Source organism: Silvibacterium dinghuense, from assembly GCF_004123295.1.
Classification (GTDB): Bacteria; Acidobacteriota; Terriglobia; order Terriglobales; family Acidobacteriaceae; genus Silvibacterium; species Silvibacterium dinghuense.
Genome location: NZ_SDMK01000006.1, coordinates 118,471 through 145,255, shown reverse-complemented (window position 1 = coordinate 145,255; position 26,785 = coordinate 118,471). Strand labels below are relative to the sequence as shown.

General features: G+C 58.5%; 25 protein-coding genes and 1 tRNA gene. 6 read left to right on the top strand and 20 right to left on the bottom strand.

Annotated features, from left to right (window positions below):
* Positions 1 to 487: 487 nt before the first annotated feature.
* On the top strand, positions 488 to 904 hold the full coding sequence (locus ESZ00_RS19810) for a hypothetical protein (protein WP_129210140.1): 417 nt from the start codon (positions 488 to 490) through the stop codon (positions 902 to 904).
* Positions 905 to 1,122: 218 nt separating this feature from the next.
* Here ESZ00_RS19810 and ESZ00_RS19805 read toward each other — a convergent pair whose 3' ends face one another.
* The gene (locus ESZ00_RS19805) at positions 1,123 to 1,551 is read right to left on the bottom strand and encodes a hypothetical protein (protein ID WP_129210139.1); all 429 of its coding nucleotides are present in this window, start codon (positions 1,549 to 1,551) and stop codon (positions 1,123 to 1,125) included.
* A gap of 165 nt (positions 1,552 to 1,716) precedes the next feature.
* Here ESZ00_RS19805 and ESZ00_RS19800 point away from each other — a divergent pair, with 165 nt between their 5' ends.
* The 4 genes from ESZ00_RS19800 (at position 1,717) to ESZ00_RS20545 (ending at position 4,695) form a co-directional block, all read left to right on the top strand.
* Entirely contained in the window at positions 1,717 to 3,456 is a 1,740-nt protein-coding gene (locus ESZ00_RS19800) for a translation initiation factor IF-2 N-terminal domain-containing protein (protein ID WP_129210138.1), read from the top strand.
* An 82-nt stretch (positions 3,457 to 3,538) separates the two neighbouring features.
* A complete protein-coding gene (locus ESZ00_RS19795; RefSeq protein ID WP_129210137.1) occupies positions 3,539 to 3,829 on the top strand; it encodes a hypothetical protein in 291 nt (96 codons plus the stop codon).
* A gap of 49 nt (positions 3,830 to 3,878) precedes the next feature.
* On the top strand, positions 3,879 to 4,178 hold the full coding sequence (locus tag ESZ00_RS19790) for a hypothetical protein (protein WP_129210136.1): 300 nt from the start codon (positions 3,879 to 3,881) through the stop codon (positions 4,176 to 4,178).
* Between the two features lie 208 nt (positions 4,179 to 4,386).
* Entirely contained in the window at positions 4,387 to 4,695 is a 309-nt protein-coding gene (locus ESZ00_RS20545; RefSeq protein WP_129210135.1) for a tyrosine-type recombinase/integrase, read from the top strand.
* Between the two features lie 491 nt (positions 4,696 to 5,186).
* Here ESZ00_RS20545 and ESZ00_RS19780 read toward each other — a convergent pair whose 3' ends face one another.
* The 5 genes from ESZ00_RS19780 to thiD all read right to left on the bottom strand — a co-directional run bounded on the left by ESZ00_RS19780 (position 5,187) and on the right by thiD (position 8,521).
* Complete coding sequence (locus ESZ00_RS19780; RefSeq protein WP_129210134.1) at positions 5,187 to 5,651, bottom strand: hypothetical protein; 465 nt, start codon at positions 5,649 to 5,651, stop codon at positions 5,187 to 5,189.
* A gap of 149 nt (positions 5,652 to 5,800) precedes the next feature.
* Positions 5,801 to 6,019, bottom strand: a complete 219-nt coding sequence (locus ESZ00_RS20215; protein WP_188590822.1) for a helix-turn-helix transcriptional regulator — start codon at positions 6,017 to 6,019, stop codon at positions 5,801 to 5,803.
* 94 nt (positions 6,020 to 6,113) lie between these two features.
* Positions 6,114 to 7,235, bottom strand: a complete 1,122-nt coding sequence (locus ESZ00_RS19770) for a site-specific integrase (RefSeq protein ID WP_129210133.1) — start codon at positions 7,233 to 7,235, stop codon at positions 6,114 to 6,116.
* A 281-nt stretch (positions 7,236 to 7,516) separates the two neighbouring features.
* Positions 7,517 to 7,591, bottom strand: a tRNA-Asn gene (locus tag ESZ00_RS19765).
* Between the two features lie 66 nt (positions 7,592 to 7,657).
* Positions 7,658 to 8,521 (bottom strand): bifunctional hydroxymethylpyrimidine kinase/phosphomethylpyrimidine kinase, encoded by an 864-nt coding sequence (thiD, locus tag ESZ00_RS19760; RefSeq protein ID WP_129210132.1) that lies wholly within the window; start codon positions 8,519 to 8,521, stop codon positions 7,658 to 7,660.
* Between the two features lie 120 nt (positions 8,522 to 8,641).
* Here thiD and pyrF point away from each other — a divergent pair, with 120 nt between their 5' ends.
* The gene (gene pyrF, locus ESZ00_RS19755) at positions 8,642 to 9,367 is read left to right on the top strand and encodes an orotidine-5'-phosphate decarboxylase (RefSeq protein WP_129210131.1); all 726 of its coding nucleotides are present in this window, start codon (positions 8,642 to 8,644) and stop codon (positions 9,365 to 9,367) included.
* 110 nt (positions 9,368 to 9,477) lie between these two features.
* Here pyrF and ESZ00_RS19750 read toward each other — a convergent pair whose 3' ends face one another.
* From ESZ00_RS19750 to ESZ00_RS19685, 14 genes are all read right to left on the bottom strand, one after another.
* On the bottom strand, positions 9,478 to 9,825 hold the full coding sequence (locus ESZ00_RS19750; RefSeq protein WP_129210130.1) for a VOC family protein: 348 nt from the start codon (positions 9,823 to 9,825) through the stop codon (positions 9,478 to 9,480).
* 199 nt (positions 9,826 to 10,024) lie between these two features.
* Positions 10,025 to 10,435, bottom strand: coding sequence for a hypothetical protein (locus ESZ00_RS19745; RefSeq protein WP_129210129.1), 411 nt, complete (start codon positions 10,433 to 10,435; stop codon positions 10,025 to 10,027).
* Between the two features lie 202 nt (positions 10,436 to 10,637).
* Entirely contained in the window at positions 10,638 to 13,127 is a 2,490-nt protein-coding gene (gene pnp / locus ESZ00_RS19740; RefSeq protein ID WP_129210128.1) for a polyribonucleotide nucleotidyltransferase, read from the bottom strand.
* Positions 13,128 to 13,577: 450 nt separating this feature from the next.
* A complete protein-coding gene (gene rpsO, locus ESZ00_RS19735) occupies positions 13,578 to 13,844 on the bottom strand; it encodes a 30S ribosomal protein S15 (RefSeq protein ID WP_129210127.1) in 267 nt (88 codons plus the stop codon).
* A gap of 176 nt (positions 13,845 to 14,020) precedes the next feature.
* Entirely contained in the window at positions 14,021 to 15,334 is a 1,314-nt protein-coding gene (locus ESZ00_RS19730) for an MFS transporter (protein WP_204520244.1), read from the bottom strand.
* Positions 15,335 to 15,418: 84 nt separating this feature from the next.
* On the bottom strand, positions 15,419 to 16,771 hold the full coding sequence (locus tag ESZ00_RS19725) for a TonB-dependent receptor (RefSeq protein WP_188590823.1): 1,353 nt from the start codon (positions 16,769 to 16,771) through the stop codon (positions 15,419 to 15,421).
* A gap of 77 nt (positions 16,772 to 16,848) precedes the next feature.
* The gene (locus ESZ00_RS19720) at positions 16,849 to 17,211 is read right to left on the bottom strand and encodes a hypothetical protein (protein WP_129210126.1); all 363 of its coding nucleotides are present in this window, start codon (positions 17,209 to 17,211) and stop codon (positions 16,849 to 16,851) included.
* A gap of 91 nt (positions 17,212 to 17,302) precedes the next feature.
* Positions 17,303 to 20,737 (bottom strand): TonB-dependent receptor, encoded by a 3,435-nt coding sequence (locus ESZ00_RS19715; protein ID WP_164981643.1) that lies wholly within the window; start codon positions 20,735 to 20,737, stop codon positions 17,303 to 17,305.
* 219 nt (positions 20,738 to 20,956) lie between these two features.
* The gene (locus ESZ00_RS19710) at positions 20,957 to 22,561 is read right to left on the bottom strand and encodes a DHA2 family efflux MFS transporter permease subunit (RefSeq protein WP_129210124.1); all 1,605 of its coding nucleotides are present in this window, start codon (positions 22,559 to 22,561) and stop codon (positions 20,957 to 20,959) included.
* A gap of 197 nt (positions 22,562 to 22,758) precedes the next feature.
* Positions 22,759 to 23,430 carry a dienelactone hydrolase family protein gene (locus ESZ00_RS19705; RefSeq protein WP_129210123.1) on the bottom strand — a complete coding sequence of 224 codons (672 nt, stop codon included), beginning with the start codon at positions 23,428 to 23,430 and terminating at the stop codon, positions 22,759 to 22,761.
* A gap of 66 nt (positions 23,431 to 23,496) precedes the next feature.
* Positions 23,497 to 24,624 carry a vWA domain-containing protein gene (locus tag ESZ00_RS19700; protein ID WP_164981642.1) on the bottom strand — a complete coding sequence of 376 codons (1,128 nt, stop codon included), beginning with the start codon at positions 24,622 to 24,624 and terminating at the stop codon, positions 23,497 to 23,499.
* 66 nt (positions 24,625 to 24,690) lie between these two features.
* Complete coding sequence (locus ESZ00_RS19695) at positions 24,691 to 25,959, bottom strand: glycoside hydrolase family 10 protein (RefSeq protein WP_129210121.1); 1,269 nt, start codon at positions 25,957 to 25,959, stop codon at positions 24,691 to 24,693.
* A 2-nt stretch (positions 25,960 to 25,961) separates the two neighbouring features.
* Positions 25,962 to 26,183, bottom strand: a complete 222-nt coding sequence (locus ESZ00_RS19690) for a hypothetical protein (protein ID WP_129210120.1) — start codon at positions 26,181 to 26,183, stop codon at positions 25,962 to 25,964.
* 115 nt (positions 26,184 to 26,298) lie between these two features.
* Positions 26,299 to 26,679: an FtsB family cell division protein gene (locus tag ESZ00_RS19685; RefSeq protein WP_229740834.1), complete on the bottom strand. Its 381-nt coding sequence runs from the start codon at positions 26,677 to 26,679 to the stop codon at positions 26,299 to 26,301.
* Positions 26,680 to 26,785 lie beyond the last annotated feature (106 nt).

Below are 26,785 nucleotides of genomic sequence, written 5' to 3'. Positions count from 1 at the left end.
GGAGTAGGTTCACAACCTGCTCAGGGGTATGCCGCTTCCTCGCCATAGCCAGCTCCTTGTACCCAGTTCCTATGATTACAACTGGTACAGATCAAGCCGGGCAGACCAAGCTGAATGCGGCCTATACCTGGAGCAAATACGACTCGTGTCTATCAACTATGGAAGGCAATCGTGAGTAAAGCCTTGCCCTCGCAACTGCCGGTTGAATTTCACGAACTTCTGAAAAGATGATGCCTCTCTCCAGGACATGAAACAATCATCCCGCAGACATGAGCTAAGGGCAGCGACCGGGAAAAACCAATAGCACTCAATAGTCTTGTGTTATTGCGCCCGTGTTTGCGCCTCCGTTTACAGGGTGATTTGCTAGCCTTGTTCATCAGTCAACATAGGCCTCTTTTCCCATTTCATATCGTGTTTGTGGGCAAACCAAGTCAGTATGCGGCCCGCAATAAGCGCCTCCGGTCATACTGAGTCTTGAGGAGAAGTTATGTTGCCAGCCAAGCAATACGAGGGCATCGGCCGCTTCACCATCGCCTTCAACGAGATCGATCAGGTCGTGGAAGTCTATCTTCCCCTGGTGGTGAGGTACTCGCGATGCACGCTGCCGGAGATCCATCGCAACACGCGGACACTTCACGCACGCGCTGTCGGTTTTCGGACAGCCTTAGAACTCGCCTCTGCCGGCAACGAGATCGCCGCCGGGATTCTCAAGCTCCTCGACCGAGCAGAGGCCATCGCCACCACGAGAAACCAGTATGTTCACGCTGTCGCCTTCATCGACTTTCAGACCAACACTCGGATGCTGCAGATGCGCAACGGCAATGCGAAGCCGGACGAAAAGCAGATCATGGATTTGGCGATAGAGTCGACGTGGCTTGCGAGACACTTTGCCGAGGAATGCTAAACCTTGTTGCGAACATACATCAATATGAACAAATCACCGGAAGAGCTGGCGCTATCGGAGAATGCGGAAGACTACGGCGAAGCCGAGTCAGGATGGGATAGAGATTTCGATCGAACAATGGAGAGCGTTGGTTCTTTCACGCACGGTTTCCTTCGCAAGAATGCGAATCCAAAGTGTGTTTCTTGCTGAGCTCGAAAGCGATTTCATCCCTTTGACCGCTAGCGCGACCACTTTGCCCAGTTTGCCTTGCGCAAACGGTTCTGAGTTCGATCATTCCGCGCTTCGAATACCTCGATCTCGCCTTCGAGCTTCTCGATGTACTTGAGCGTCCGCTCGGGGAGTGCGGCTCTCTCTTCCGGAGAAAGCTCTTCGGGATCGCGCAGGGGCTGATAGCGCCGCCGGATATCTTCGCCAAGGCCAACTGATTCCAGCAAACGCAATAAGACGGAGACCTCTGCATTCACCACGTAGCGAGATTCCCCCTGCAAGCGTTGCATCTCATAGGTGCGGATATGGCCTAGGTGAAACTCGCGCAGCGGGATACCGAACTCCGCGGCCCAATATTGGAGGCTGATCTGCTCGGCGGCCGAAAGCAACGGCAGGGCGTCCCTAACCCTCATCTCTGCAGTGATCTCTCGCATCCGCATACCTATCCCTTCACGAACAGTCTATCTCCGGAAGGCGGCGGCTCGTAACTAGGTGACTTGGGGCTTACTAAAAATGTGTTTTGGCCATTCGCTGACGACGTTAGATCATCTTGGCGGACGATGAAGATGCAATGTGCGTGCGCAATGGTGCTGCCCAGGAAATTCGTGGAAGGAAAGCTCGACGACAGAGCTAACATGGAACAGCACGCTTATGCCGAGGGGTATACGATTGGAGCGAGAGCAATCGCGATGATCCGTATCAACGATTTGGCCCGAGAGCTTGAGGTCAAGAGCCTGGACATTCTCAACTCCCTTGCTGCGCTGGGAATTTCTGGTTTCAAGACTCACTCCAGCTCATTGGAGGACTGGGAGGCGAAGAAGGTTCGGGCGCATTTTGAAAATAGGCCGCCTAATTCTCCCGCTAAGCGCAGATTGCCTCTCACCGAGGCACTCGATCTGTCGAAGCAGGTGCGAGTTGCTGCGGTTCAACTTTACTCATCTGCTGCGACTGAGCCGGATGAGATGACTGTGGCTCCCGCGGAGCATGCTCCAATCCTATCAATTGATTGGACACAATCCATCTCCGAGGGCGGCCCGGGGATACGCAAGTCCATGTTGGAAGCAAGTGAGGAAGGGGCGCAGACGCTGGTCGTTCCCGAGACATTCTCCTTTTACACTCCGGGATTCCTGGACTTCGACCATATTCTGCAATACTTCGATTGGAAACCGCGCGAGAAGTCGGTCATCATCGATTTAAGCCGCTGCTCCAAATCAAACTTCCAGGCGTTGGCGCTGCTGATTCAATATGCATGGCATTTGACGTTCAATGGATATGCTGTTCGATTTAAATATGGAACCGCTTATTCCGGATCGACAAAGATGCTTTCTGCCATGGCGGCTTTCCAGTGGCGGGAGGTTCTTCTCACCGATGGACGCGACTTCAGCAACTCGCCGGCCCGAAAGACCTTCGCGCTACGACGCCGGTCAGATGTGCAGAGCACCATCAACAGCGCCCGCAGAGCCATTCGGAATTACAGCATCGGGTTTCCCGAGTACATGAGCTATCTGATTTCCGAGCTTCTCTACAATGCCACCGAGCACGGGCGCCGGACAGCATTGGTCGAAGGCTGTCAGGTTCTTGTGCCATCGCTTTTCCAATATGGACTATACCCACAGATCAAGCGGCTATCCTTTTTGTTCAGCGATCTTGGGGTGGGAGTCAAGAGACATCTGGAGCAGACCTACCCGCCGTTTTCTACGCATCAAGAGGCGATCATCTATGCGCTTCGCCCCAATGTTTCAGGGACTTTTGCACAGCAAGCGCAGCCCTACGGCACCCGAGACAACGCAGGCATGGGGCTTACCTATTCCAGTTTGATGCTCAAGCGGCTCAAGGGCGATATGTACATCGTTTCTCAGAACGGGGTCGTCCATGTGTCGCCTGAAGATGTGACCAGTCACCAGCTGAAGCATTCCTGGCCAGGCACCTTCGTTCTTATCAATCTGAACGTCGGCAATACCGCCAGTTTGTCTCTTGAGGAGTTGATGGCTGAAATCAGGCACAACGCACAGCAAGAGATGGATGGTGCTACACGGAAAGATGAGAGCGAAAGATACGTGGTGAGTATCTTCAATTACTTCGGGAAATATGCCGAGGACAAAGATGCGGCTATTTCGTTCCGGGACCGGCGGTTTCTGCCTGCCATTGAAGAGGGCAAGAAAATCGATCTCGACTTCAAGGATGTCGAGACGGCTCCGCACAGCTTTCTGAACGCACTTCTTTCCACTCCCATTCAGCGTTTGGGCATGAAAGCTTATCAGCGGATCCGGATTTTCAATGCGCCCGGGCTGATTCACGAGATCATCGACAAAGTGATGGAAGATAATCTTCCCGATATCAAATAGCCGAATGGACTCGCAATAGCTTCGCTGTCTTCTCGAGGTCCAGCGCGACGAAGAATACCAGACCAAGGTGCACAATGTTGCTATGAGAAAAGTGGTGTACGTTTGCCTTGGGATCGTCCTGATCGCCTGCATGGCTCTTGTCATCCTCCTTCTGCACGGGCCTAAAGAGAAGGAAACATGGTCCACGCTGGCTGCGCTGCTGGCGGTTATCACCGCGGTGATCGCGATCCTTCCCGCGCTGCGAGTATTGGAGATTCAGGAAGATGCGCTGCGCCCTCGACCAACCCCCTATTTCGATCTGACCAGCCGGTACGATCTGTTACAGCTGCGGTCAAGAACCAGGGAGCGGGTGTGGCATACGATGTCCGGTTGACCTGGAAGAAGCCTCCGGTCGATCACAAAAGGGAGACGAGGTCCGGAGCTTGGACCAGATTGCCGTCCTTTTACCGCAGGAAAGCGTCTCCGTGCTGGTCGGCACCGCTCACGATACTGCCAGAAGGTTCGCGGACACCCAGTTCGAAGGCAAATGCTGCTACAAGGATTCGAGCGGCAAGAGACTTCACCAACCGTTTGTCTGCAGCGTCGATGCTAGCCGGAAGCAACTCGTCCACGACAACGAACTGCCTAAAACGTTACGAGAATTGCAAGATATTCCGAAGCAACTTGCTCGCGTTGCAGACCAGCTGGAGAAACTCCTGTCTCGCTCCGAAAATGAGGTATAAACATGCTTCCATCCGCTATCAGGCGCGGAGCGCGATGATGCCGGTTGAGTAGGCTGGTTGAGGAGCAGTGCACATTAGCCCGATGCGTGATGTGAAGTCCGCGGCAGATGCTGTTTGAGCAGTTTGCGTCTCTGGTCTCGTGGTCCGGATTCATCGATGCTGATGGCCATTACGTGCCTCGGGACTTCAACTATCGTCGCACTATGCCTTGGATCAGAGAGAAAGAGAGGGAACAGGTCCCATCTGGCATGAAGACATCCTAGGGCGGCAAATTCAACCTGCTACGAAAGATCTTGGATTGCCACACATCACATGGCGTTTTCTAAGGCATTGGGGTGCAACCCACATGATGGAGTTGGGCATTCCCGTAAAAACTGTGCAGGAACGCCTGGGTCATTCCCGTCCAGACATCCTTCTTAAGCACTATGTTCATGTCCTTGACGGATCGGCTGAAAGGGCAGCTGCTGTGCTGAGTACGGGCTTAGCAAATGGGTCTTCCGTTTCGGACTCGCCTTGAATTAAGGCGAATTTGAAACCTTTATGTTTCAGCGAGCCAACCTCAGATATCTAATTGAAATTAAAAGGAAATGATTAAAATAAGGCGGCAATGTCCAGTAACCGACGCATAAAGGTTTTGCAGACCTCTCCCTCTCATATTGGGTACCGCACGTCGAGTTTTATAGCGTCTCATTGGTCTCCATCGAGCGATTGACACGCCTGTCTGCACGTCAACGCTATTATTCTGTACCCGATTACCCACCACGTTAAATTCTCCTATTAAGCAACCCTCCCGGTTGGAATCAGCTTTGCAAGATGCTCAGGGTCTCCAAGCAAGATCCAGTATGAGAGATTGGGCAGATGTTTGATGTTCGACAACTCATACAAGCTCAAACTGAGAGACCTTGCTTTGAGCTGTTTGCAAACTTCTTCTTTTGGCCAATAAAGCCATGCAGCATGCGAAGAGAACGCTCTTCCGCCTATTTGAGCGGCACGTCTGCGCTCGCTCTGCTATTTCTTAAATGCGGTTTCCTCACTGACCTTAGACTCCAAGTTAACTGCAACATCCACATCCCCCAAGCATTCAACATCGGACAACATGCTTCCGAACAAAATGGCAGTGTCCACTCGGTAGAGATATTCGGAGGTGGCATTTACTCGTTCCATTCGTTGCTTGAACTCTGTCAGAACGCGTTCCGCAGTTTTTCGATGAATTGGTTTTGAAGCGGGAGCATTGGCAAAATTCTGTCCATGGCAAGTCAGTTCAAAATACAAATCTCCAGCACATCTGCGGTATTCCTTGATAAGCCCTATAACCACGAGTTCTTTTAGAAGGTCGCGGGCAGCCTTTGGCTTCAATGTGAGTTCGGTCAGATCGACTTCGTTGAAAATTGCTCTTGACTCCCTTGTGCGCAAAAAATCGCGCACCCTCTTCGCCGGATATCCGGCAATCAATTGGTCGGCAGTAATTCGCATCGGCTTCTTCTCCTTTGGCAGAGTTGAGAGCAACGCGGAAAGCATGCTGCACTTTCAAAACTCGGTCAAATCCGGGAACCTCCATATATGAAAGGGCCAAGACATCATGATTTCGAAGCACAAAATGCAAAGGCCCAGTTAGGCTGACCTCAGCGGATTCCAACGCGGTGGTGTGGTTCGTATCGACGGCCATTGCCGCCGGATGGCAGTTTCTCCACCCACTGCGATATAGCCTCAGGACGATACCGCACTAAAGGTCCAATCTTCTTGTATTCCGGCCCTTTGCCAATCAAACGCCAGCGCCTCAAGCAGGCCAGGCTGACCTGCAGCATCTCAGATACTTGCGTTTCGTTCAGAAACGTATCCATCCTTCCCTCCTTCTGACCAAACCGCTCTCGGGAGCAATTTGGCCGTGAATCTATCCCGAAGGCAGATCTCGGTCAAATTGCTTCCCGCTGCGTTCTATCGTGATGGAGTGGCACCCAGTGCGGAACCGCCACTCGATCCGGACAGTTCCCTTCTTCTGGCCGCGACGGCTGCGAGCGCTTCCCTCTTGGCCTTGATGCGGATGTGACTGTAGTGCGTGAGCATTTGGTGATCGATGTGACCTGCGATCTGCATGATGGTCTCATCCCCGGCACCAGCTTCTGCGAGTTCCGTTATCAGGGTGTGCCGGTTGTCATGCCAACGACCCTTTACATCGGCATTCTTCTTGACTGTCTTCCAGGCCGTCTTAAAGGAGGTAATGTGCTGTGTGGGATCGGAAGGATAGGGACGGCCCCATGGGAAGACATACCATTCCTCCTGAATCTCTCCAAACTTCTTGATGTGCCACTCCCGATGCTTGGCCAGGGCCTCGTAGACCTCGTCGTTGAGTGGAACGATTCGATTTTCGCCAGCCTTGGTCTTGGCTCTGCCCACTTTGACAGTTCGCGCTTCGAAATCAATCTGCGGCCATTTGAGCGTCTTGATCTCAGTATCCCGGAGGCCTCCATTGCGTGCCAGCATGTACGCGGCATACATGTGAGGACTTCGCGACTTCTTTGCCTTCGCCTCAAGCGATTGGCTCTCCTCGGAATCGAAGGCCTTGCCAATTCGTTTCGGCAAGGCCAGTTTTAGAAGCTTCTTTTCCTTGAGAGAGCTGCGGATCAAATCGCCCGCGGGGCTGCCGATCATCTTGAGCAGGAAGCGAACTTCTTCGTTGATGCTCTTCGGCGCGGCCTTCTCCCGCAGGCGGTCCTCCTGATAGCGGAGGACAGCTGCCTCGTTGATATCGACCGCCATGCTCCTGCCTAAAAGACGCGAAACATGTCCGAGTGCATATTCGGCGAAGCTTGCCGAGCGATACCGTACCCGGTACCCTTCGAGGTATTCATTGATGATCTCTTCGAGGATCCGGACACGGTTCTTCCGGACCTGCCTTATGTTGTTGTAGCCGGCTTCAAGTTCGCGCCGGCGCTGCTCTTCCGCGCGCAGGGCTACTGTTCTCGATGTGGTTTTAGTGGAGCCTTGGTGCCTCTGACCTGCGAAGCGGAAGTCATACCAGTAGATTCCGCTTTTTCCCTTCGGATGGACCGCCATCATTTACTCCAGTCTCGTTGCGCCGCACTCTTGTCCGAGTGCGGAAGTGGAGATTGAAGCGAGACTGAAATTCGGTCAAATTCTCAGACTCTCGATCAGGTGACACGCGCCGACCCGACAGAGAGTTGGAGAGGAGGAGTTGATTCCGTTGCGGAGAAAACACTGTGCTGGATTACTACGGGTAGGGCACCCGTTGTGAAACCGCGTGGTGACAAATTTCACTACGTTTTGCGATTTTGCGCCGTTTCCGGCTCGGTCTCACTCAGCTATGTGTTTGATTTTATTGGCTCCGCAGGTAGGACTCGAACCTACAACCCTTCGGTTAACAGCCGAATGCTCTGCCATTGAGCTACTGCGGAGTATCTTGGCGGGGAAGACGATGTTGCCATCGCTCTAGTTATTTATAGCAAAGGGGTTGCCTATCGTCAAAGTTCATCTGTGGAAGTTTTGCCTGGAAACTCGAGTCCCGCGAGATGGTGCATCGGTCCACGGCCTCGCCCTACCGGATAGGCTGCCAGCATGGCTTCGCGCACATAGCTCTTTGCTTGGAATACTGCCTCGGCATCCGACGCGCCTGCCACAATCGCCGCCAGCAGGGCCGATGAAAATGCGCACCCGGTACCGTGGGTTGCCCGCGTTTCGATACGCTCTCCTGGAAACCACTGCGGACCACCGTTTTCTGTCCAGAGCAAGTCGTTGGGCGGCTTCTCTTCCCCTCCCGTTGCCACAATCCGTAACCCGGCGTGACACCTGGCCAGCGCGGCGGCGCGCTGCACCACATAATCAGAGTTTGCGTCCGCGATCGCAAGCTCCGGCTCTTCTGCCAGCACCCACAACTCCTCCCTGTTCGGAGTCACCCACCCTGCTCGGTCCAGCAGGTGGCTCTTCAGCAGCGACACGCCGTCGGCGCCCAGCAGCTCGCGTCCCGAACTCGAGCGAATCACAGGGTCCAGCACCACACGCCGTCGCTCGATGCCTGTCCTCTGCAGAAAATGCACCACGGCTTCCACATTGGTTGCTGTGCCAAGCATGCCTATCTTTACCCCAGAAATCGGCCCATCTTCCGCAAGGCAAGCAAGGGTATCGGCCAAGATTTTTGCAGACACTGGCTCCATACGCCTCACCCCTTGCGTCGACTGAACAGTGAGCGCAGTGATTGCCGAAAGACCATACAGGCGATGCGCTGCAAAGACCTTCAGATCTGCCGTGATGCCTGCCCCGGAGGAAGGATCGAAGCCTGCGATGGTCAGCACCACCGGCCGGCCTGCATCCTTATATGACTTCTCCATCAGCGCTCTCCACGGTCCTGTCTAAGCCAAAGATGAAACACAACTGGCCCTGCGCACTCCGGACTACGACAGCGAAAACCGGGCCATTCTCATCTCTGCTTACAGCTAAGATAAAGAGCGATGACTCCTCCGTCGCCCCTATCTCATGAAGCCCAGCTTATCGTAGCGCTGGACTTCCCTGCCGCCGAGCCTGCACTCGCGCTGGCCCGCCGGCTCTCCGGACACGTCCGCTGGCTCAAGGTGGGTCTTGAGCTTTATCTCTCTGCGGGGAACTCCATTGTCCGCGATCTCCGCGACCAGGGATTTTCCGTCTTCCTCGATCTCAAGCTGCACGACATTCCGAATACCGTCGCCGGAGCCGTCCGCTCCGCCTCGACCGCCGGCGCCAGTATGTTGACCATTCATGCGCTCGGCGGTCCGGCGATGATGTCGGCCGCGGCGGAGGCTGCCGCAGCCGCAAGCGAACCGCTTCAGCTGCTTGCCGTCTCCGTGCTCACCAGTATGGACGCATCGCAGCTCGAGGCCATCGGCATCTCCGCATCGCCTGCCAGTCAGGTGCAGCGTCTTGCCCGGCTGGCCACGGCCTCGGGCATCTCCGGCCTCGTTGCCAGCCCGCAGGAGGTAGCTCAACTCCGTCACGAATTCCCCGCTCTCACCCTCGTCATTCCGGGCATCCGTCCAGCCGGCGCTGCCGTAGGAGACCAGAAGCGCATCGCTACCCCGGCGCAGGCCGCACGTGACGGCGCAAACTTCCTGGTCGTCGGGCGGCCGATTACGCAGGCGACGGATCCGGTTGCGGCTACCCGCGCCATCTTCAGCGAACTCGAGGCGATCCAGCCCGCTTAATCCAGTGAACTTAGTCCACTAAACTTAGTTTACTTCCAACGACTGGCATACCCATGAAAACGGCCTCTTCCGAGGCCGTTTTCATCTATCCATTTTCTTAAGGATTTACTTTAATTCTCGTCCGCTTGTAGAACAGCCAGCTCATTCCCCTGCGGATCGCGGAAGTGGAATCGCCGGCCGCCAGGGTAGGCAAAGATCGGCACCGTAATTTCCCCGCCGGCAGCCTTCACCCGGTCCTGCATGACTTCCAGTTCTTTGGTCTCGAGAATGGCCAGCGGTGCTTTTGTCCTTGATCCGGCGTGCCCATTCAAGCCGCCCTCGAGCCCCGAACCATGCATGGTCGCATAGTCCCCACCCCAATCCTGAAAGCTCCAGCCAAAAAGCGAACCATAGAAATGCTTCAGCTCGGTCAGATTGGTCGACGGCAATTCCAGATAGACAATTGGATTCTGAGACATAAGACCTCCTGATGGCATCGTGAACGATGCCTCGCCCGCAGGTCAGCCTCCATCCAGTCAGCGGCGAGTCGTGCGCAAACCAGGTAGAGGAGGAAGGATTTCCTCCTCGCGAGGAACATCCAAGTATAGGACGTACCCCTCGCCAGCTTCATGCCTGCGGCTCTGATATTGTCTGAATTTTCTGTGGATCGAAGGTCAGCTACTTCCAGCTCACTGCCAGCTGCCAGCGCAGGCTGCGCGTCTCCGTCTTCGACAATACGCGCTCATACTCTTCGAGCTCCTGCACCACCGGCATCGTTTCCGAGCCCAGCTCCGCAGGCGACCTGCGTAAGAACAAGATCAGCGTCCGAATCGTTGCCAGCCCGTCTGTCGGCGAGAACCACTGCGGAGGCGGCAGCGTCTTCGCCCATTCCGGATCACCAGCACCCTCTTCCAACAGCAGTGCCATCGAGTTTTCGTCCGCGGAGAAGAACTCCAGCAGAGGCTTGACTCCCAGCCGCAATGCCAGCTTTTCCAAAGCATCTTCGTTCCTGGCAAGGGCATGCCCGTTCACAAAGATGTCGAAGCCCGGGTCTTCGCCTTCCACGACGATGTACATGGACGCGCTCATTTTCGCAGTGTATCCCGTCTGCCTGCTCATATCGGATGCCACATCCGGGAAAAGGCTGCACGCCGTTATCCGGAGAGTTACCATTTCGGGCATCTTCAGGCTACTGGTGAACTCATCGGCGAATGCCAATCCGGGCGAGATGCCCCAACCGCCAAAAGCACAGGGGCTGTGCCGAAGCACAGCCCCTGTTGCATCCATCGAGTTACTGCTGAGGCCCGCGGTTGCCACCGCCAGTACCCGGGCCACGGCCACGGCCACGACGGCGACGCCGTCCGCCAGGACCACCGGGGCCGCGGCCGCCGGGGCGGCGCTCACCGGTTCCCTCGACCACAGGAACGCCGTCCGCGCGGTTGTAGTTGATTTCCTCGCCGCCCTCTTCGTCACCTTCTTCATCGTCGAAGTCATCGCCGCCTTCGATCGTGATGGTGCTGGCGTTGGAGGTGGGCTGCTTGTCTTCGTTCTTCGGCCGTTCCGGACGCTCCTGGCGCTCTGCACGCTCCGGACGCCGCTCACGCGGGGGACGCTGCTCGCCTTCACCCTCGCCCGAGGCCGAAATCTCACCAGCCGGTGCACCCGGCTCAGGCAGACCCAGCTTCTGACGCTGCTCCTTGAGCAGTGCCTTGCGGGAGAGCTTGATGCGGTTGCCTTCGATGCCCAGGACCTTCACCAGAACCTGGTCACCATCGCGCAGTTCATCCTTTACATCCTTCACGCGATGCTCGGCGATCTCGCTAATGTGCAGCAGACCGTCGGTGCCGGGGAAGATTTCGACGAAGGCGCCGAACTCGGCCAGGCGAACCACCTTGCCGAGGTAGGTCTTGCCCACTTCCGGCACGGCGGTCAGATCATTGATCATCGCGAGCGCCTTTTCGAGGCCCTCGGCATCGCTCGAAGCCACGTTCACGCGGCCGGTGTCGTCCACGTCGATCTTGACCTGCGTCTGCTCGATGATGCCGCGGATGGTCTTGCCACCGGGCCCGATCAGGTCGCGGATCTTGTCGGTGGGGATCTGCAGGGTGCGGATCTGCGGTGCGTACTTCGACTTGATGTCGCGCGGTCCGGCAAGGGCCTCGTCCATCTTGTCGAGCAGGAAGAGACGGCCGCGACGGGCCTGCTCCATCGCCTCACGCATGATCTGGCCGGTGATGCCGGAGATCTTGATATCCATCTGAAGGGCGGTGATGCCCTTGCGGGTACCGGCCACCTTGAAGTCCATGTCGCCGTAGTGATCTTCCGCGCCAGCGATGTCGGTCAGGATGGCGTAGTCCGCGTCTTCCTTGACGAGACCCATAGCCACACCGGCAACGGCAGCCTTCAGCGGAATGCCCGCGTCCATCAGCGCCAGCGAAGCGCCGCAGACCGAGGCCATCGACGAAGAACCGTTCGACTCGAGGATGTCCGAAACCACGCGCAGAGCGTAGGGAGAATCGGCTTCGCTCGGCAGAACCGCGGCAATCGCGCGCTCAGCCAGTGCACCGTGACCCACTTCGCGGCGGCCCACACCGGTCATACGGCCGGTTTCGCCAACCGAGAATGGCGGGAAGTTGTAGTGCAGCATGAAGCGCTTCTTCTGCTCGCCTTCGAAGGTCTCGATGCGCTGCGAATCGTCGTTCGTGCCCAGGGTCGCGGTCACCAGAGCCTGCGTCTCACCACGCGTGAACAGAGCCGAACCATGCGTACGGGGCAGCACGCTGGTCTCGATCGAGATCGCGCGGATCTCGTCGAAGGCGCGGCGATCCGGACGGATGCGGTCCTTGGTGACCTGCTCGCGGAAGGTGCGCTCGCGCAGAATCTCGTAGTACTCCTTGAGCTTCTTCTTCTCGGCAGCAGCGGTCTCGCCGTCGACGATCTCCTTGGCCAGCTCGTCCTTGATCTGCTTGACCAGCGCGTAGCTCTCGGTCTTCGCATGGGTCTTGGTGTCGAGGGCGTCCGCCAGGCGGGTGCCGATCTTAGCCTTCAGGGCTTCGTAGTAGGCGGTGTCGAACTCGGCAGCCTTGACTTCGCGCTTCGGCTTGCCAGCCTTGGCAACCAGTTCGTTGATGGCGGCAACGATCTTCTTGATCTCGCCGTGACCGAACTCGATCGCATCGACGATGGTGGTCTCGTCCGCTTCGCTCGCGCCGGCTTCGATCATCACAATGCCTTCGGCGGTACCGACGACGGTGATGTTGAGCAGGCTCTCACGACGCTCAAGGTAAGAGGGATTAATGACGAACTCGCCATTGACCTGGCCGACGCGCACCGCGCCCACCGGGCCGGCGAACGGGATGTCGGAGAGGGACAGAGCGGCGCTGGCGGCATTGATGCCGACGATGTCGGGATCGTTTTCCTTGTCCGCCGAGAAGACCAGGGCGATGACCTGGGTCTCGTTGCGGAAGCCTTCCGGGAAGAGCGGACGGATGGGGCGGTCGATCTGACGGCTGGTCAGGATCTCCTTTTCGCTCGGGCGGCCTTCACGCTTGATGAAACCACCGGGGATGCGGCCGCCTGCATAGGCGTACTCGCGATAATCGACGGTAAGGGGGAAGAAGTCGATGCCTTCCTTCGGGTCGGGCGAGGCGACGGCGGTGGCCAGCACTACGGACTCACCCTGGGTGACGAGCGCGGCACCGGGGGCCTGCTTGGCCATGCGGCCGGTCTCGAAATGCAGCTTTTTGCCGCCGGCCAGTTCTACGGTTACTTCCTGCTTCATGGAATCCTCGATTCAGGTCGTTGCGACGGATGCGGCTACCGCCACCAGGCGGAAGGCTCCATCGGGCGTCTGCTCCGCAGCCTGCAGAAAGCCGTGGAGGCTCCACGCGGAGCCTGGCCTGCAGTGCGCCGTCAGCGCGGAAAGCTGTGCCGCGCGGCGCGTCGGAGAGATCGCAGTTGGGAGGGGGTGCTTGCAAAGGGAGGGAAAAGAGAGCGGCTGGAATAACAGGGACTGCCAGAAACGGCCGTCCGTCGCGTGACCCGTATATCCAGAGGAGATTCGCATCAGCGCGTAGCTCTCCCGTCGCCCGCCGGGAGGGACGATTGCCCGCCCGGATCCATGGCCAGTTCCATGGAATGCGGCACAGCCACCCACTCCGGGGTCCGTCTGCCGCATCCTCGTTTCGCTTCCCGTCGCGTGCGCGTAGGAGACAAGGCTGTTTTCTTCTTGCTACTTGCGGATGCCCAGCTTGCCGATGACGTCGCGATAGCGATCGGTGTCGTTGGTCTTCAGGTAATCCAGCAGGCGGCGACGCTTGCTCACCAGCATCAGCAGGCCGCGGCGCGAGGCGTGATCCTTCGCGTGGGTCTTGAAGTGCTCGGTCAGCTCGGTAATGCGCGAGCTGAGGATCGCAATCTGCACTTCCGGGCTACCGGTATCGGTATCGTGCGTCCGGAACTGCGTGATGATGTCGGTCTTCTTTGTAGGTGCCAGCACGGGTGTGCGCTACTCCTCAATTTCTCGAATTTCTAACTCAATACACTTCCTAAGTGTCTGCTGGAAGAATAACATGGATTGGTTTTCCAGAACAGGCCAGCGCTCGCATCCTTACTACCGTTCCATAACGGGAAGAGAGCGATTTCAGCCTTGCCGCCCCTCGAAGAATCAGCACTTTACGCCTGGGCAGTTCGAGGCTTCACAATCCCCAGCTCTTCATACACCGGCCTCATCTCGCGTCGCATGGCCTTCAGCCGCGTTGCGAACCACGCCGAACCGGCCAGCACGCAGCTTCCGGTCATTATCACCGTGCGCGGCGCGCCAAGATGATGGGCCATCCATCCGGCCAGCAGGCTGCCAAAGGGGGCCATCCCCACAAAGGCCACCGTGTAGTAGCTCATCACGCGGCCGCGCTTGTCTTCGGGAACAAGGGTCTGAATGATCGTGTTGCTCGCCGTCATCCCCTGCATCATCCCAAAGCCGACGATGACCATCAGCGCCATCGAAAGCCATAACCAGTGCGAGAGCCCGAAGCAGACGAGGCCCGCACCGAAAAGCGAGGCGGCAATCGGAATCATTTTCAGCAGACCGCGCACCGACTTGCGCAGCACGAGTGAGAGGGCAGAAACCAGCGCGCCAATTCCCACCGCGCCCATCAGGAAGCCGAGCGTATGCGGGCCGCCGCGCAGCACCTGCGCCGCGAAGACCGGCATCAACACGACGAAGGGCATGCCCATGATGCTGACCAGCGCGAAGAGCGTCAGAATCGTCCGCACCGGTACGAATGTCGAGACATACTCCCAGCCTTCTCTCAACTGGACTGCCATGGGAGCAACAGAGCGTGCCGTCGCAAGAGGCTTGATCTGCATCATCAGCAGCGAAGCGATCACCGCGATATAGCTCACGCCATCGACCAGGAAACACCAGCCTTCGCTGGTCGCCGCGATGACGAGGCCCGCGAGCGACGGCCCAATCAGCCGGGCGAGATTCACCATCGAGGAGTTGATCGCGATCGCATTCGAGAGATTCGCTCGATCTTCGACCATCTGCACCATGAATGATTGCCGTCCCGGCATGTCGAAGGCGTTGATCACGCCCTGAAAAGCGCTCAGCCAGAGCACCTCGTGGATGGTAATGCGGTGCGTGAGCGTCAGCACGGCCAGCGCGAGCGACTGAAGCATCGCGAGGATCTGTGTCCACACCAGCACCGTGCGACGCTCCATGCGATCCACCAACACGCCGGCCAGCGGAGCCAGCAGAAAGGTCGGGATCTGGCCCATGAAGCTGACCGTCCCCAGCAACAGCGCCGAATGCGTCAGCCGATACACCAGCCATGAGGTCGCGATCCTCGTCATCCACGTGCCGATGAGCGAAATGCTCTGACCGCCGAAAAACAACCGGAAGTTGCGGTGCCGCAGGGCTCGCCACGCATGCGAAAAATCTCTCTGCGGCTTTGTGTTTTCCGGCGCTGCGGCCACTGCGTCGCTCAAACTATCCGTCCTGTCCCTGCCGAGATCGTCTCTTTCTATTTTCGATGCGACGAGCCCGGCAAGGACGCAATCCACGCGGGAAAGCTAATTGGACTTCCCAAAAGGACGCAGGCGCAGGAAGACTACAACTCCCATTGGATCGGAGCCATATACCGGTTCGAGGCGCGAACCAACGGTGTACGCCGTCACCTGCGCACCCAGCGCCGTCCGCATATGCGGCAGGTTGCCGATGTCGCGATCATAGCCGAAGGTATAGGCCTGCACGCGGCCCGCAGGCCCCTCGACAAAGTTTGCCGGCAGAGGATTTTCTCCCAGCAGCAGCTCATTCGTCCGGTCCACGTCTTCCATGCGGGTGAAGGCATAGTTACGGTCGCGAAAGCGCAGCGTCGACTCGAGCAGGTAGCTGTTTTCCGGATAACCGCCGCCCACCGTTTGCGTCCTTCCCCAGGCCACAGTGGAAGCCAGGTTCGATGTCCGGCTAAACGGCTTGTTCCACATCACGGAGGCCGTCATGCGCTTCTGGTCTTCCGTCGGGGAAAGCTGCTCCGGGCTATGCAGGCGTCCGTAGGAGAACTGCCCGCTCCAGTCGTCCGCAGGCGCAATCGTCAACCGCATCGACCAGGAATCGATCGCGCCCTGCTGCACCTGCCAGCGATGCTCGTTTGGCTCGCGTCCGTGGAAGCCGCTGGCTTCGAGCCGCGCCCATCCATGCGTCAGGCCAGCGGTCATGACGTCGTCGGAGATGTGCGTCGAGTCTTCCTGATGATGCCCGAGCGTGCCCACCGGATTTTCGAAGGCCGAGGCGCGGTGCGGATAGGCCGTCGGGCCCAGTGCCGGATCGCCTACTGGCGCCACATAGAACGAGAGCAGTGTCTTCTCATTCAGCCGCCAGTCGTAGAGCGCCGCAAACTCCATCACAAAATCATGTGGGTGCTGCCCGTCGGCGATCGGCTTCCCATATGCGGTTTCACCCTGCTGGAAGAGCAGCGGATACTGCCGATCCGTCACTGTTGCCGGCTCCAGGCTGAACATGCCGCGCAGCGTCAGCTGCCCCGGCCCCCACTGCCGCTGCGCCATAGGCATAAACCAGTTGGTCGAAAACAGCTTGTCGCCGCCGCGCACGCTGGTCTGCTGGGTATCGGCGACAAACGCGTTGGCATGGAACATCAGCATCCAGTTGCCGCGCATGGTCATCAGCATCGGCGCAGGCGTCGAACCCGGTTCTGCGCTCGTGCCCGAAGAGGTATGCGCCTCGACAGTCTTCGCCAGGCCCGTCAGCTTCGGCCCCATCTGCATCCCGTTCATGGGCATGTCCATTTTCATGCCCGGCGGCATCGACATCCCGCTCATCGCATCCGACTGCTGTGCGCACGCACCCTTGGCCGTGGCTGCGATCATCACCGCCGTCGCCAGCATCGCCATTCTGTATGGCTTCACTTCTCTCTCCTCGCGTTTCAACAGAAGACACGCGGCCGCACACGGCGCACCGCTCCGTCAGCAGGCGAAGAAAGGAATCAGATTCGAAGTGGAATGACAGGAGGAGAGATCATGCGCGGCGGCCCGGCATCGGCCACCTGCAGGCGGAAGTCCTGCGCAAATGCCGCAGGCGCCAGAACATGAAGAAGAACCGGAGCGGGCACGGAGTTCGTAAGCGGCCGCACGCTCTGCATCTCTTCCTTCATCGCATGATGGCATGTGGATGCATGCATCGCCTTTACGCCGGGCTGCTTTTCCCCATGCGCACAGCATGCATGCATCAGGCCGCCTCCATGCATGGAGGCGGAAGGAACACAGCTTGCTTCACAGATGTTTGCGGACAGCGAGGCCACGACCAGCAGCATCGCAATCAGCCATCCCGTGATGGAAGCGGACTTCACTCTTTTATCTTAACGAAGAGATCGCCCGCGTTGCAGGGAAAACAAAAGCAGGGCTCTCAAGAGCCCTGCTTTATCTGCCGCTTCTTTGCCTTTAGAACTCGAAGCGAAGTGCGATCTGCACATTCCGGCGTTCATCCTCGGAGGAAGGCGAGCCATTCGGCGTGCCCTTCAGAGCGCTGATAACGCTGGTCTCCGCGTAGTCGGCATTGCCCACCACGGGGTAGAAGTTGTGATGGTTGAGGATGTCATAGAATTCGCCGCGGAGCTGCGCCGTGTAACGGTCGCTCTTGCCGAGGTGGAAGTTCTTGTAGACACCCATGTCGAACTGGTAGTTGTTCGGTCCAAACCACTGGTTGCGGCCAAGGCCCGGATTCTGCCCGCAGGTCGCGCAGGATGGAAAATCGGAGAAGCCGTATGCATTCACAAACGGATTCGCCGAGGCCGTCGGCAGCGTGATGTAGTTGTAGCCATTCGGCGCGCCTGTAGCCTGCGGCGTGCCATGGAACTTCAGCCCCGGAGCATCGACGATACGCGGGCAGGCTGCGTAGCCGTTGGTGCAGTCGAAGATGGTGAAGGCATTGCCCGAGCGCAGCGTAGCGATCGGCGCGAACTCCAGGCCACCGAGTGTGGCATGCAGGATGCGGTTGCCGCGGAACTCCAGGAACGAAGGCTCATAGATGCCGCCGATCGTCAGCCGCTGGCGGATGTCGTAATCCGAGTTGCCGCGATCGAGGGCCGGCTTGAAGGGATTCAGATAGCCCAGGTTGAAGTTGTTGCCCGACTGCGAGAAGGTCGAGCTGAGGTTGTCCATGGCGTGCGCGTAGGTGTAGTTCGCGGTGACCTGCAGGCCGTAGCGCGTGTAGTTGTTGTCCTCGAAGCGGATGTTGAGCGCGTTGTAGTAGCTGTCTCCGTTCGCTTCGCGGATATTGATGGCGCCGTACTGGTAGTTGATCGGGTTGCCGGTGCCCGCCGCATTGAGCGCGTCGCCGAGGAAGGCGTTGCCGTAGTAGGCCGAGTTCACGTTCGCAATCGCATAGGCGTGTACCCCGCGTGTGCCCGTGTATTCGATCCCCAGCAGCGTGCCCGGAGCCACTTCATGCTCCAGAGCCAGATCCCACTGGTGCGCGTATGCCGTCGGCATATTCTGTTGCAATGCACGTAGAGACGAAGGCGCAAACGGCACCGAGCCGCCCGAACCGGCAAACGGTCCTAGGTTATCCGAGGTGACTGAAAGCTGTCCCTGGCCCAGCTGGTTGGTGGTCAGCAGCACGCCGGCGTAGTTCGGCGGATTCTGAATGACGTTATAGGTCACGTTGCCGAAGTCGCGCTCGTAGCTGATGCCGTATCCGCCGCGCAGTGCCCACTTGCCGTCGCCCTTGATGTCATAAGCGAAGCCGATGCGCGGTGCGTAGTTCTTCAGCCGCTTTTCGATCAGGCCGCCGGTCGGCGAATTCGGCGTGGTCGCCACCTGTCCATTGCGGATCTGCTCGAAGAAGTTGTCACCCGGGCCGAGATAGAAGTTCGACTCGAGGTTGGGGTTGGTATTGTGCTGTACACCGTAGTATTCCCAGCGAATGCCGTAGTTCAACGTCAGCCGCGGCGTCGCCTTCCAGGAGTCCTGCGCATACCAGTTGCCGTCGTTGAAGGTGTTCTCACGGGTGAAGCTCGGAGCGCTGAGCGGCGTGGTCAGCGTGCAGGCCGTTGTCTCCGTCAGGGCTCCGGTGGTCGGGTTGAGCGAGCAGGGATACTTCCCCTGCGGATCGATGGCTACCTCGAATTGATAGAGGTTGCCAGCCTGAAGCTGGCCAAGCGCCGTGCCCTCATCGGTACCGTTCTTGGCTGCCAGCTCAAGTGCCGTTTCATAGGCGCCGAAGGTGCGGTTGTCGCGCAACTGCAGGAATCCGCCGCCGAAGTGGAAGGTATGCGCCTTTACCGTCCAGCTGATGTCCTCACCGAATTGATAGAGGTTCTGCGGACCGCCGAAAGGCAGCGCGTTACCCGGCGAGGTGGGCAGATAACCAGGCATGGCGATATCGGTGCCCGTCGTCGTATCCACGCTGGCCGTGTTGTTATGGCTCAGGTAGAGCGTCGGCGTCACGCCGGCCGAGCCCAGCGGCTCGCTCTCATTGAAGCGGTTGTAGCTCACCTTGCTCACGCTCACCAGGTTCGGCGAGAAGACGTGTGTCAGGCTGTAGAGAAAGCTCTGGTTCAGATCGGTCTGCCCCGTGTTGTAGCCGTTGTAAGGGCTCAACGAGACGAAACCTGCCGTGTAATCGTCGCTGTACACGGCGGCACGGAAGAACATCGTCGTCTTCTCGCTGAGATTCACGTCAAAGCGCGCGTCCGTGTCCCAGGCATTCACCGGGGCGCCTGCACCGGCATCGATCGGCGCCTGCACGTTGGCAATCTGCAGAGGGTTGGTGGCAAAGCCGCTCACCGCAACCGTCTGGCCGAGCGTCGTGCCCGAGGCCAGCGTGCCGTAGTTTGAGAAGAACTGCTGCGTATTGCTGGCGCTCGATGCGATGAACGAGGAGGTCGGCACAATAAACTGCTGAAGCCCCGTGCTTCGAATGCGGTTCCACTCCGTATTCGAGAAGAAGAAGACCTTGTGCGCAAAGAACGGCACCGGTCCACCGACCGAGTAGCCGAACTGGTTGCGCGTGAAGTGGTCGGCAGGCAGGGGCGACTCTCCTAAGCTGCGCAGGTACACATTCTGAGCGTCTTCGTTATAGGTGTTGGCGGCCAGCGCCGAGAGGCGGTTGTACTCATACAACGATCCGTGGAATTTGTTCGTACCGCTCTTGGTGACCAGGTTCACCACTCCACCCGAAGCGCGGCCATACTCTGCCGTGAAGCCGTCCGTGATGGTGCGGTACTCGTCCACTGAATCCAATGGGATCTGCTGGCCAACCGCCGCATCGTAAAGATCGACGTTCTCTGCGCCATCGAGCAGAATCTCCGTCGAAGCCGAGCGCAGGCCGCTGAAGCTCACGCCTACGCCGTTCGGCCCCGTCGATCCATTCGGATCGCTGGTGACATTGCCCGACAGGGCGACAAAATCATAGGGATCGCGGCTGAGCGACGGCAGGTCCATCACCTGTTTCGGGGTAATCACCTGCGAAATCTGCTGGTCGTTCGTATTCACCTGTGCGCCGACGTCCTGCGAGGCATCCACTTCCACCTGCGTGGTCGCGGTTACGCTCAGCTTCGCGTCCACCGTGGTGCTTCCACCGACGGTCACCGCACGGGTCATCGAATACTTTCCAAAGCCCGTAGCAAGAATTTCGATCTGGTAGGGTCCGGGCTGCAGGTCCGTGAACTGATAGGTACCGTTCCCTGAAGACTGCGTCGTGCGATCGAGTCCGGTCGACGGGTTGTGAATGTGCACCGATGCGCCAACCACCGCGGCGCCGCTTGGGTCGGTGATGGTTCCCTTCAGTCCACCGGTGTCCATCTGTGCATGGACGACGCTGAACGCTGGAAGCAGGAAGGCGAGGCAGAAAAGAAGAAACCTGATTGGCTTCATAGAGTTGTGGGGGTCTCCAGAAAGAGTTTTTTGCCACAGGGGCGGCAAGAACATCACCAACTGTTGGGCAGTTGAGGCAATTCAGAGACCAAACAGTAACTCTTGAAAAACAATGAGTTATGGATGCGCTAACAGAAAGCGCATCCATATTCCTAGACTTCGATGTTTACTTTCCTATGAATATCCATAGCGTTATCGCAGCCAGTCTGATTTTCAGCCTCAGTGAACAGCGATCTCGCTCTTCGCCTCTGCCCGCGGATTGTTCTTTCTGAGCAGAAAGGCCGTCGGAATCAGGAGGATGGACGCTCCGCAGAGGAGGTAAAAGACATCCACATACGCCAGTATCTGAGATTGCGAGAGGAGCTGGTTATAGATTCTCCCCTGCGCCAATTGGCCAGCATTCGCAGGCCCGGCATGGCCATCGAAAAATCCGGTCAACTGATTCACCCGCTGCTGAAAGTTTGCGCTCGAAGGGGTCAGGTACTTGAGCAGCTGGTTCTGGTGGAAGTATCCCCGCTCCGTCACCAGGGCGTTGGTCAGTGAGATCAGGATACTTCCGCCGATATTACGAACAAAGTTAATAAGGCCGGAGATCTGATTGCTCTTCTCTCTCGGTAAACCGAAGTATGCCGCTGTCGTTACCGAGATGAAGACGAACGGAATCGGAGCCACCTGCGCGACACGCAGCCAGGAGGAAGTCTTGAAGCTCAGCCCCAGGTTCAGGAAGGTCGCGCTCAAGAAATAGGAGAGAGCGAAGAAGACGAAGCCGCAAGCAATGATGTTCCGCGCCGGGAAGCGCCCGACCGCCTGCCCGGCGAAGGGCATGACAAAGATCAGGGCCAGACCTCCTCCGGAGAGCGAAAGACCTGCCCAGGTCGCCGTGTAGCCCAGCTCCGACTGGAGGAATTGCGGCTGCAGCACCGTCGTGGCATTGAGCAGGCCGCCGGTCAGCATCATCAGGAAGCAGCAGATCGCAAAGTTCGACTGCTTGAAGAGCTTCAGGTCCATCAGAGGGGCCTTCGAGCGCCACTCCCAGATAATGAGCGCCACGAAGGAGACCACGAAGGCGATGGCAAAACCCACGATAAAGTGCGAGCCGAACCAGTCCTTTTCCTCGCCCTTATCGAGGCTGATCTGTAGCGCGCCCATCGAGATCACCAGCAGCGCCAGGCCGATGTAATCCAACTTGAAGAAGTTGGCACGGTCGGCTTTCGACCATGGCGGATCATCCACCAGCCGCTGGGTCAGGAAGAAGGCCAGGATGCCCACGGGAATATTGATGTAGAAGATCCAGTGCCAGCTGTAGTTGTCGGTAATCCAGCCGCCGAGTGTAGGTCCGATCGAGGGCGCCAGCACCGCCACCAAACCATAGAGTGAAAAGGCCAGTCCGCGCTGCGCCGGCTCGAAGGAGTCCGCCATGATGGCCTGCGCCATCGGCTGCAAGCCACCGCCGCCGGCGCCCTGCAACACCCGGAAGAGCAGGAGCAGCGGCAGCGAAGGAGCAAGACCACACAGCAGAGAGCTGATCGTGAAGATCACGATGCACAGCATGAAAAAGTTCTTGCGGCCGATCACACTCGCTGCCCAGCCGCCCATCGGCAGCACGACGGCATTGGCCACCAGGTACGCTGTCAAAACCCAGGTGCTTTCGTCCTGGCTCGCACCGAGATTGCCGGCAATATGCGGCAGCGCAACATTGGCGATGGAGGTATCCAGCACCTCCATGAACGCGGCCATGGCCACTGTTGCCGCAATAATCCAGGGATTGACGCGCGGATGCCACCGCTCCTGCGCCACCGCAGCCGTTGCCGTCGAACTCGCCATGTACCTCCGCAACTGCGCTCTTCTCAGGGCTTTCCCTGAAGATGCGCGGTAGCTCTTTTCAATTCTGAATCACAAGACTAGATGCGCGGAAGGAGAAAGAGGACGCCGAAATGCCGGTTAGTCCAGCATAAAAATGCCGGTTCTGGATAGCCGTACGCCGGCCTCATCCGGAACCGGCAGGTACCGCTTTGCCAAAATCAGCCCAGATGATCCCTGAGAAAGGCCAGGGAGCGCTCCCGCGCCAGCGCTGCGGAGCGCGGCTCGAAGCTCGACTTCTGGTCGCAATTGAAACCATGCTCGGCGTCATACAGGTAAATCGGCACCTCGGGATGGGCTGCTGCGATCTTTGCGCGGTGCTCTTCCGGAATATGCGTGTCCTTCGATCCGAAGTGCAGGATCACCGGAGCCTTCAGCTCCGCTTCGGCAAACTTCGCGATCAGACCGCCGTAATATCCCACGGCTGCGTCGACCGTGCCCCGCATGGCAGCAAACCACGCAATAGAACCACCCAGACAATAGCCGACAATGCCCGTCTTTTTCCCGGTTTGAGCCCTTGCGTAGGCAACCGCCGCGTCCGTATCGAGGTTCATCGACTCCACGTCGAGCTTCGGCATGAAGGACATTGCCTTCTGCCGGTCTTCCCCGTCGTATCCCAGTTCGACACCACGCTCTACGCGATCGAAGAGCGCCGGCGCCACGGCCAGAAACCCCGCCTCCGCATACTGATCGGTCATGCTGCGGATATGCCGGTTCACCCCGAAAATCTCCTGGATCACAACCAGCCCGGCAATCGGCTCGCCCTCCGGCCGCGCCACATACGCTCCCAGCTCATGGCCGTCGGCGGCGTGCAGCCTCACAAACTCCCCCATGCTTTCTCCCTTGCAGACAGGTGTCCTGTGTAGACAGACGGACTGCGTCACGGGAAGGCCGCATCTTCAGGGTGCAGAGGAGGGAGCAGCGCTCCCCTGCTCCGGATTGCCGGTCACTGCCCAGTAATTATTCCGCGCCACTACACGTGCCCCGTAATCCGCAGTCAACTGGACCTCAAGCACATGGATCCCCGGCGTGAGGTCTGTCGGATGGAAGCTCAACACATAACGATTCCCTGCGTGCGAGGCTTCGTCATGCACGGCTTTCTCAAACGCCTTGTCCTTGTTGAAGAAGGCATACTCGCCGCCGCTCATCTCAGCGAGCGCCCGCGGTGCATTCTTCTTCATCGCGTTGTAGGCCATCAGAAAAGGCTCCAGCAGGCTGCCGTGCGGATTTCCCTTGCCCCACTCGCGCAGATGCGAGTTGACCGGCGAAAAGCCCAGGCTCAGGACCAAAGTATTGGTCTCGCCCACGCGCTGCACTACCTCGGGAATGGTGATGTGGCGGCTGCCATGATCCCGCGTTTCGCTGATCAGCAGAATCACACGCCGCCTGTTATCCGGCTGCCGCGCCAGGATATTCAGCGAATAGCCTACTGCGTCGAGAATGGCCGCTCCGCCGTCTCCCTGCGGCAGACTCAACAGCCTACGGCGCACCCCGGTTGAGTCCTCAGAAAAATCGCTGGCCAGGCTCGGCTTCGAGTCGAAGGTCACCAAAGCTGCCGAGCTTTTCTCCGAGCCGAGGAAATAATCGAGCAACGGTCCCAGCCGCGCAAATTTATCGAACTCGAGCGAGGCATCGCGGCCTCGCTCCACACAGATCACCAGCGAAACCGGCTGCGTGTCCATGTCCTCTTCCAGGTGAACCTTCTGGCGCACGCCGTTGTCGAAGATCGCGAAATCCGTCGCCTGAAGCCCGTAAATCACCTCTCCGGAATGCTTCTTCGCTACCAGCGTCGGCACCATCACTTCCGTGGTGTTCACGCGAATGATCGGGTCCTGATAATCGCGGTCGGTAAGCATGCGCGCCGCAGGTGCGCTGGGGACCACGGGCGGGGGCAGCGGCTGAGACGGAGGCTGGGCAGGTTCGCCGGGAAAGGGCTCCTGCGCAAAACCCACCATCGGCAGGCACAAACCAGCCACAATCACGAACGCAGCAGCCGGAAAAATCGAACAGAGAAAAAACCTGGACACAGGAGTGAGACGCATAAACGCCACGCGGGGCTACTCCTATCCTCTCATTGGAGCACAGGAAAGAGACTATTGCGGTGTCGCCTGGGGTTTCACGGTCTGCGGGGTAAATGGCGCATAGGCATCTCCCGACTCCGGCTTTGGCGCCGCCGAAGGCTTCACGCCTGAAGGCGCAGGCACCGGGTGCCGGGTGTCGATCGCATCGCGCAGGGCGAAAAAGGCCGGGACCGGCTGATCATCGGAATCGAAGGGCAGGCACCGTTGCGGTTTGCCGTCCGGACGAGCCGTCTTCTGCCCGTTCAGCCATGTGTAGCGATCCGTAATGCCCCAGGTCAGCACCGCCGTTACATTCGGCTCCGCCACCATCATGGTGACGTAATCGCGATAAAGCCGGGCCACGGCCGCATCCCGCTCAGCCACGGAGCCCTCGACCTTGTGCTCATTTGCATCGAGCTCGGTAATGAAAACCTGCAGTCCCATCCGCCCCAGCTCACGCACAAAGTCGATGAGCCCGGCTCCCGGCATGGGATCGTTCACCGTGAGATGGCTCTGGATACCCACGGCATCGATCGGCACGCCGCGCGCCTTCAGACGGCGGACCAGCATCATCACCTGTCCGCGCTTCTCACGACTGTCCGCGCCGTCGTTCTCAATCCCGTAGTCGTTATAGGTGAGCAGCGCCGCCGGATCAGCCTGCCGCGCGGCATGAAAGGCCAGCTCGATGTAATCCGGTCCGATCATCTCCAGCCACGGCGAGACCCGCAATCCATCGGCGCGGCCGCTCTTCGGGTCCACAGCCTCATTCACTACGTCCCAGGAGTGCAGTTTGCCTGCGAAGTGCCCGGCTACGGTCTGGATATGCTGGATGAGGAAGCCCTGCGCATTCTCTTTCGTCACCGTGCCCGCAAACCATGACGGCAGCGCTTCGTGCCAGCAGAGATTATGCCCACGAACCTTCTGCCCGTGGGCCGCGGCAAAGGCCAACAGCTCATCGCCGCCACGGAAATCGAACTTATCCGGAGACGGACGCAGCGCCTGCCACTTCATTGCGTTCTCTGCCACCAGGATGTTGGCCTGGTCTGCGACGAGTGAGCCATAGGCCGGCTCACCGGAAAGCCGATCCGGCACCACCGCACACCCTACCAGCAGTCCTGCGGTCTCAGCATGCGCCCGCAGAGAGCGCGGACCGTTCACATCCGCAAACTGCGGCGCAGAGTCCTTCTGGTGCTTATGCTTTTCGGCGATCAGGGGCCAAGGCAGCCCCGCAGCCAGCGTAGCAGCGGCACTCCCCTGTAACAGATAATGAAAAAATTGACGGCGGCTGGTCACTCTACTCATGCTTAATCCCGCGTCGCGGCCTTGTCGATCTCTCCGGTCCAACGCAGGAAACGCAGCAACTGCATCTTCTCCTGCCAGACAAATCCAAATACATCGCGCGGCCGGATTTTTTCGGCCTTGAGTCCGGAATAGGTTTCGAGACGCCACTTTACATAGGGGCTTGCCCAGGGGCGCAGCCGGTATCCGCGCGTCGCGTTCCAAAGAAATCGAAAAGAAGACAGCAAGCTCAGATCGCCTCAATCAAGATAGTCAGCAATGCTATGGCATCCGGACACAATCCGGCCATGGCTGCCCGACGGCAATCTTCAGCTTATCTTCTTTGCAACAGTTGGCCCAGCGTTATCGGCGCGCCTGGGTTACCGGCGCCTGATCCGCGGGGTGCGGAGCGTCGTTGAGCGTGTAGATCACTTCATCCGGCCGTGCATAATGCAGCTTCTCGCGCGCCTCGTGCTCGATGGCATCGGGATCGGACTGCAGGTGATCGATGTGGTCCTTCAGGCGATCATTCTCCGCGTGCAGGCTCTCGATCTGCTTCTGGAGTGTCTTGTCCTCGACGCGCTTGGCCTCATAAGCATTGAGACCGTTGCGCCCGAACATGACATGAAATCCGAAGAAGACGGCCAGCAGCACAGCGAAACCCGTCGCAATGCGCCGGCGGACACGATACACCCCGCCCACGATGCGCGACTTCCACGACGGATTGGATTCCACTGCCTGCACGAAAAACTGCCTCCAGATTTCCATCATCGTCGGTGGGATGATGCGACTGATACACATAGCGAGGCAAAGAGGCAAGAGAGGAATCAAAAGCGGCATTCTTTCGCCA

What these genes read in the sequence shown, in the direction of transcription:
- ESZ00_RS19810 (WP_129210140.1), top strand. Translation starts at nt 488, where the DNA reads ATGTTGCCAGCCAAGCAATACGAGGGCATCGGCCGCTTCACCATCGCC.
- ESZ00_RS19805 (WP_129210139.1), bottom strand. Translation starts at nt 1,551, where the DNA reads ATGCGGATGCGAGAGATCACTGCAGAGATGAGGGTTAGGGACGCCCTG.
- ESZ00_RS19795 (WP_129210137.1), top strand. Translation starts at nt 3,539, where the DNA reads ATGAGAAAAGTGGTGTACGTTTGCCTTGGGATCGTCCTGATCGCCTGC.
- ESZ00_RS19780 (WP_129210134.1), bottom strand. Translation starts at nt 5,651, where the DNA reads ATGCGAATTACTGCCGACCAATTGATTGCCGGATATCCGGCGAAGAGG.
- ESZ00_RS20215 (WP_188590822.1), bottom strand. Translation starts at nt 6,019, where the DNA reads ATGGATACGTTTCTGAACGAAACGCAAGTATCTGAGATGCTGCAGGTC.
- ESZ00_RS19770 (WP_129210133.1), bottom strand. Translation starts at nt 7,235, where the DNA reads ATGATGGCGGTCCATCCGAAGGGAAAAAGCGGAATCTACTGGTATGAC.
- thiD (WP_129210132.1), bottom strand. Translation starts at nt 8,521, where the DNA reads ATGGAGAAGTCATATAAGGATGCAGGCCGGCCGGTGGTGCTGACCATC.
- pyrF (WP_129210131.1), top strand. Translation starts at nt 8,642, where the DNA reads ATGACTCCTCCGTCGCCCCTATCTCATGAAGCCCAGCTTATCGTAGCG.
- ESZ00_RS19750 (WP_129210130.1), bottom strand. Translation starts at nt 9,825, where the DNA reads ATGTCTCAGAATCCAATTGTCTATCTGGAATTGCCGTCGACCAATCTG.
- ESZ00_RS19745 (WP_129210129.1), bottom strand. Translation starts at nt 10,435, where the DNA reads ATGAGCGCGTCCATGTACATCGTCGTGGAAGGCGAAGACCCGGGCTTC.
- pnp (WP_129210128.1), bottom strand. Translation starts at nt 13,127, where the DNA reads ATGAAGCAGGAAGTAACCGTAGAACTGGCCGGCGGCAAAAAGCTGCAT.
- ESZ00_RS19715 (WP_164981643.1), bottom strand. Translation starts at nt 20,737, where the DNA reads ATGAAGCCAATCAGGTTTCTTCTTTTCTGCCTCGCCTTCCTGCTTCCA.
- ESZ00_RS19710 (WP_129210124.1), bottom strand. Translation starts at nt 22,561, where the DNA reads ATGGCGAGTTCGACGGCAACGGCTGCGGTGGCGCAGGAGCGGTGGCAT.
- ESZ00_RS19705 (WP_129210123.1), bottom strand. Translation starts at nt 23,430, where the DNA reads ATGGGGGAGTTTGTGAGGCTGCACGCCGCCGACGGCCATGAGCTGGGA.
- ESZ00_RS19695 (WP_129210121.1), bottom strand. Translation starts at nt 25,959, where the DNA reads ATGAGTAGAGTGACCAGCCGCCGTCAATTTTTTCATTATCTGTTACAG.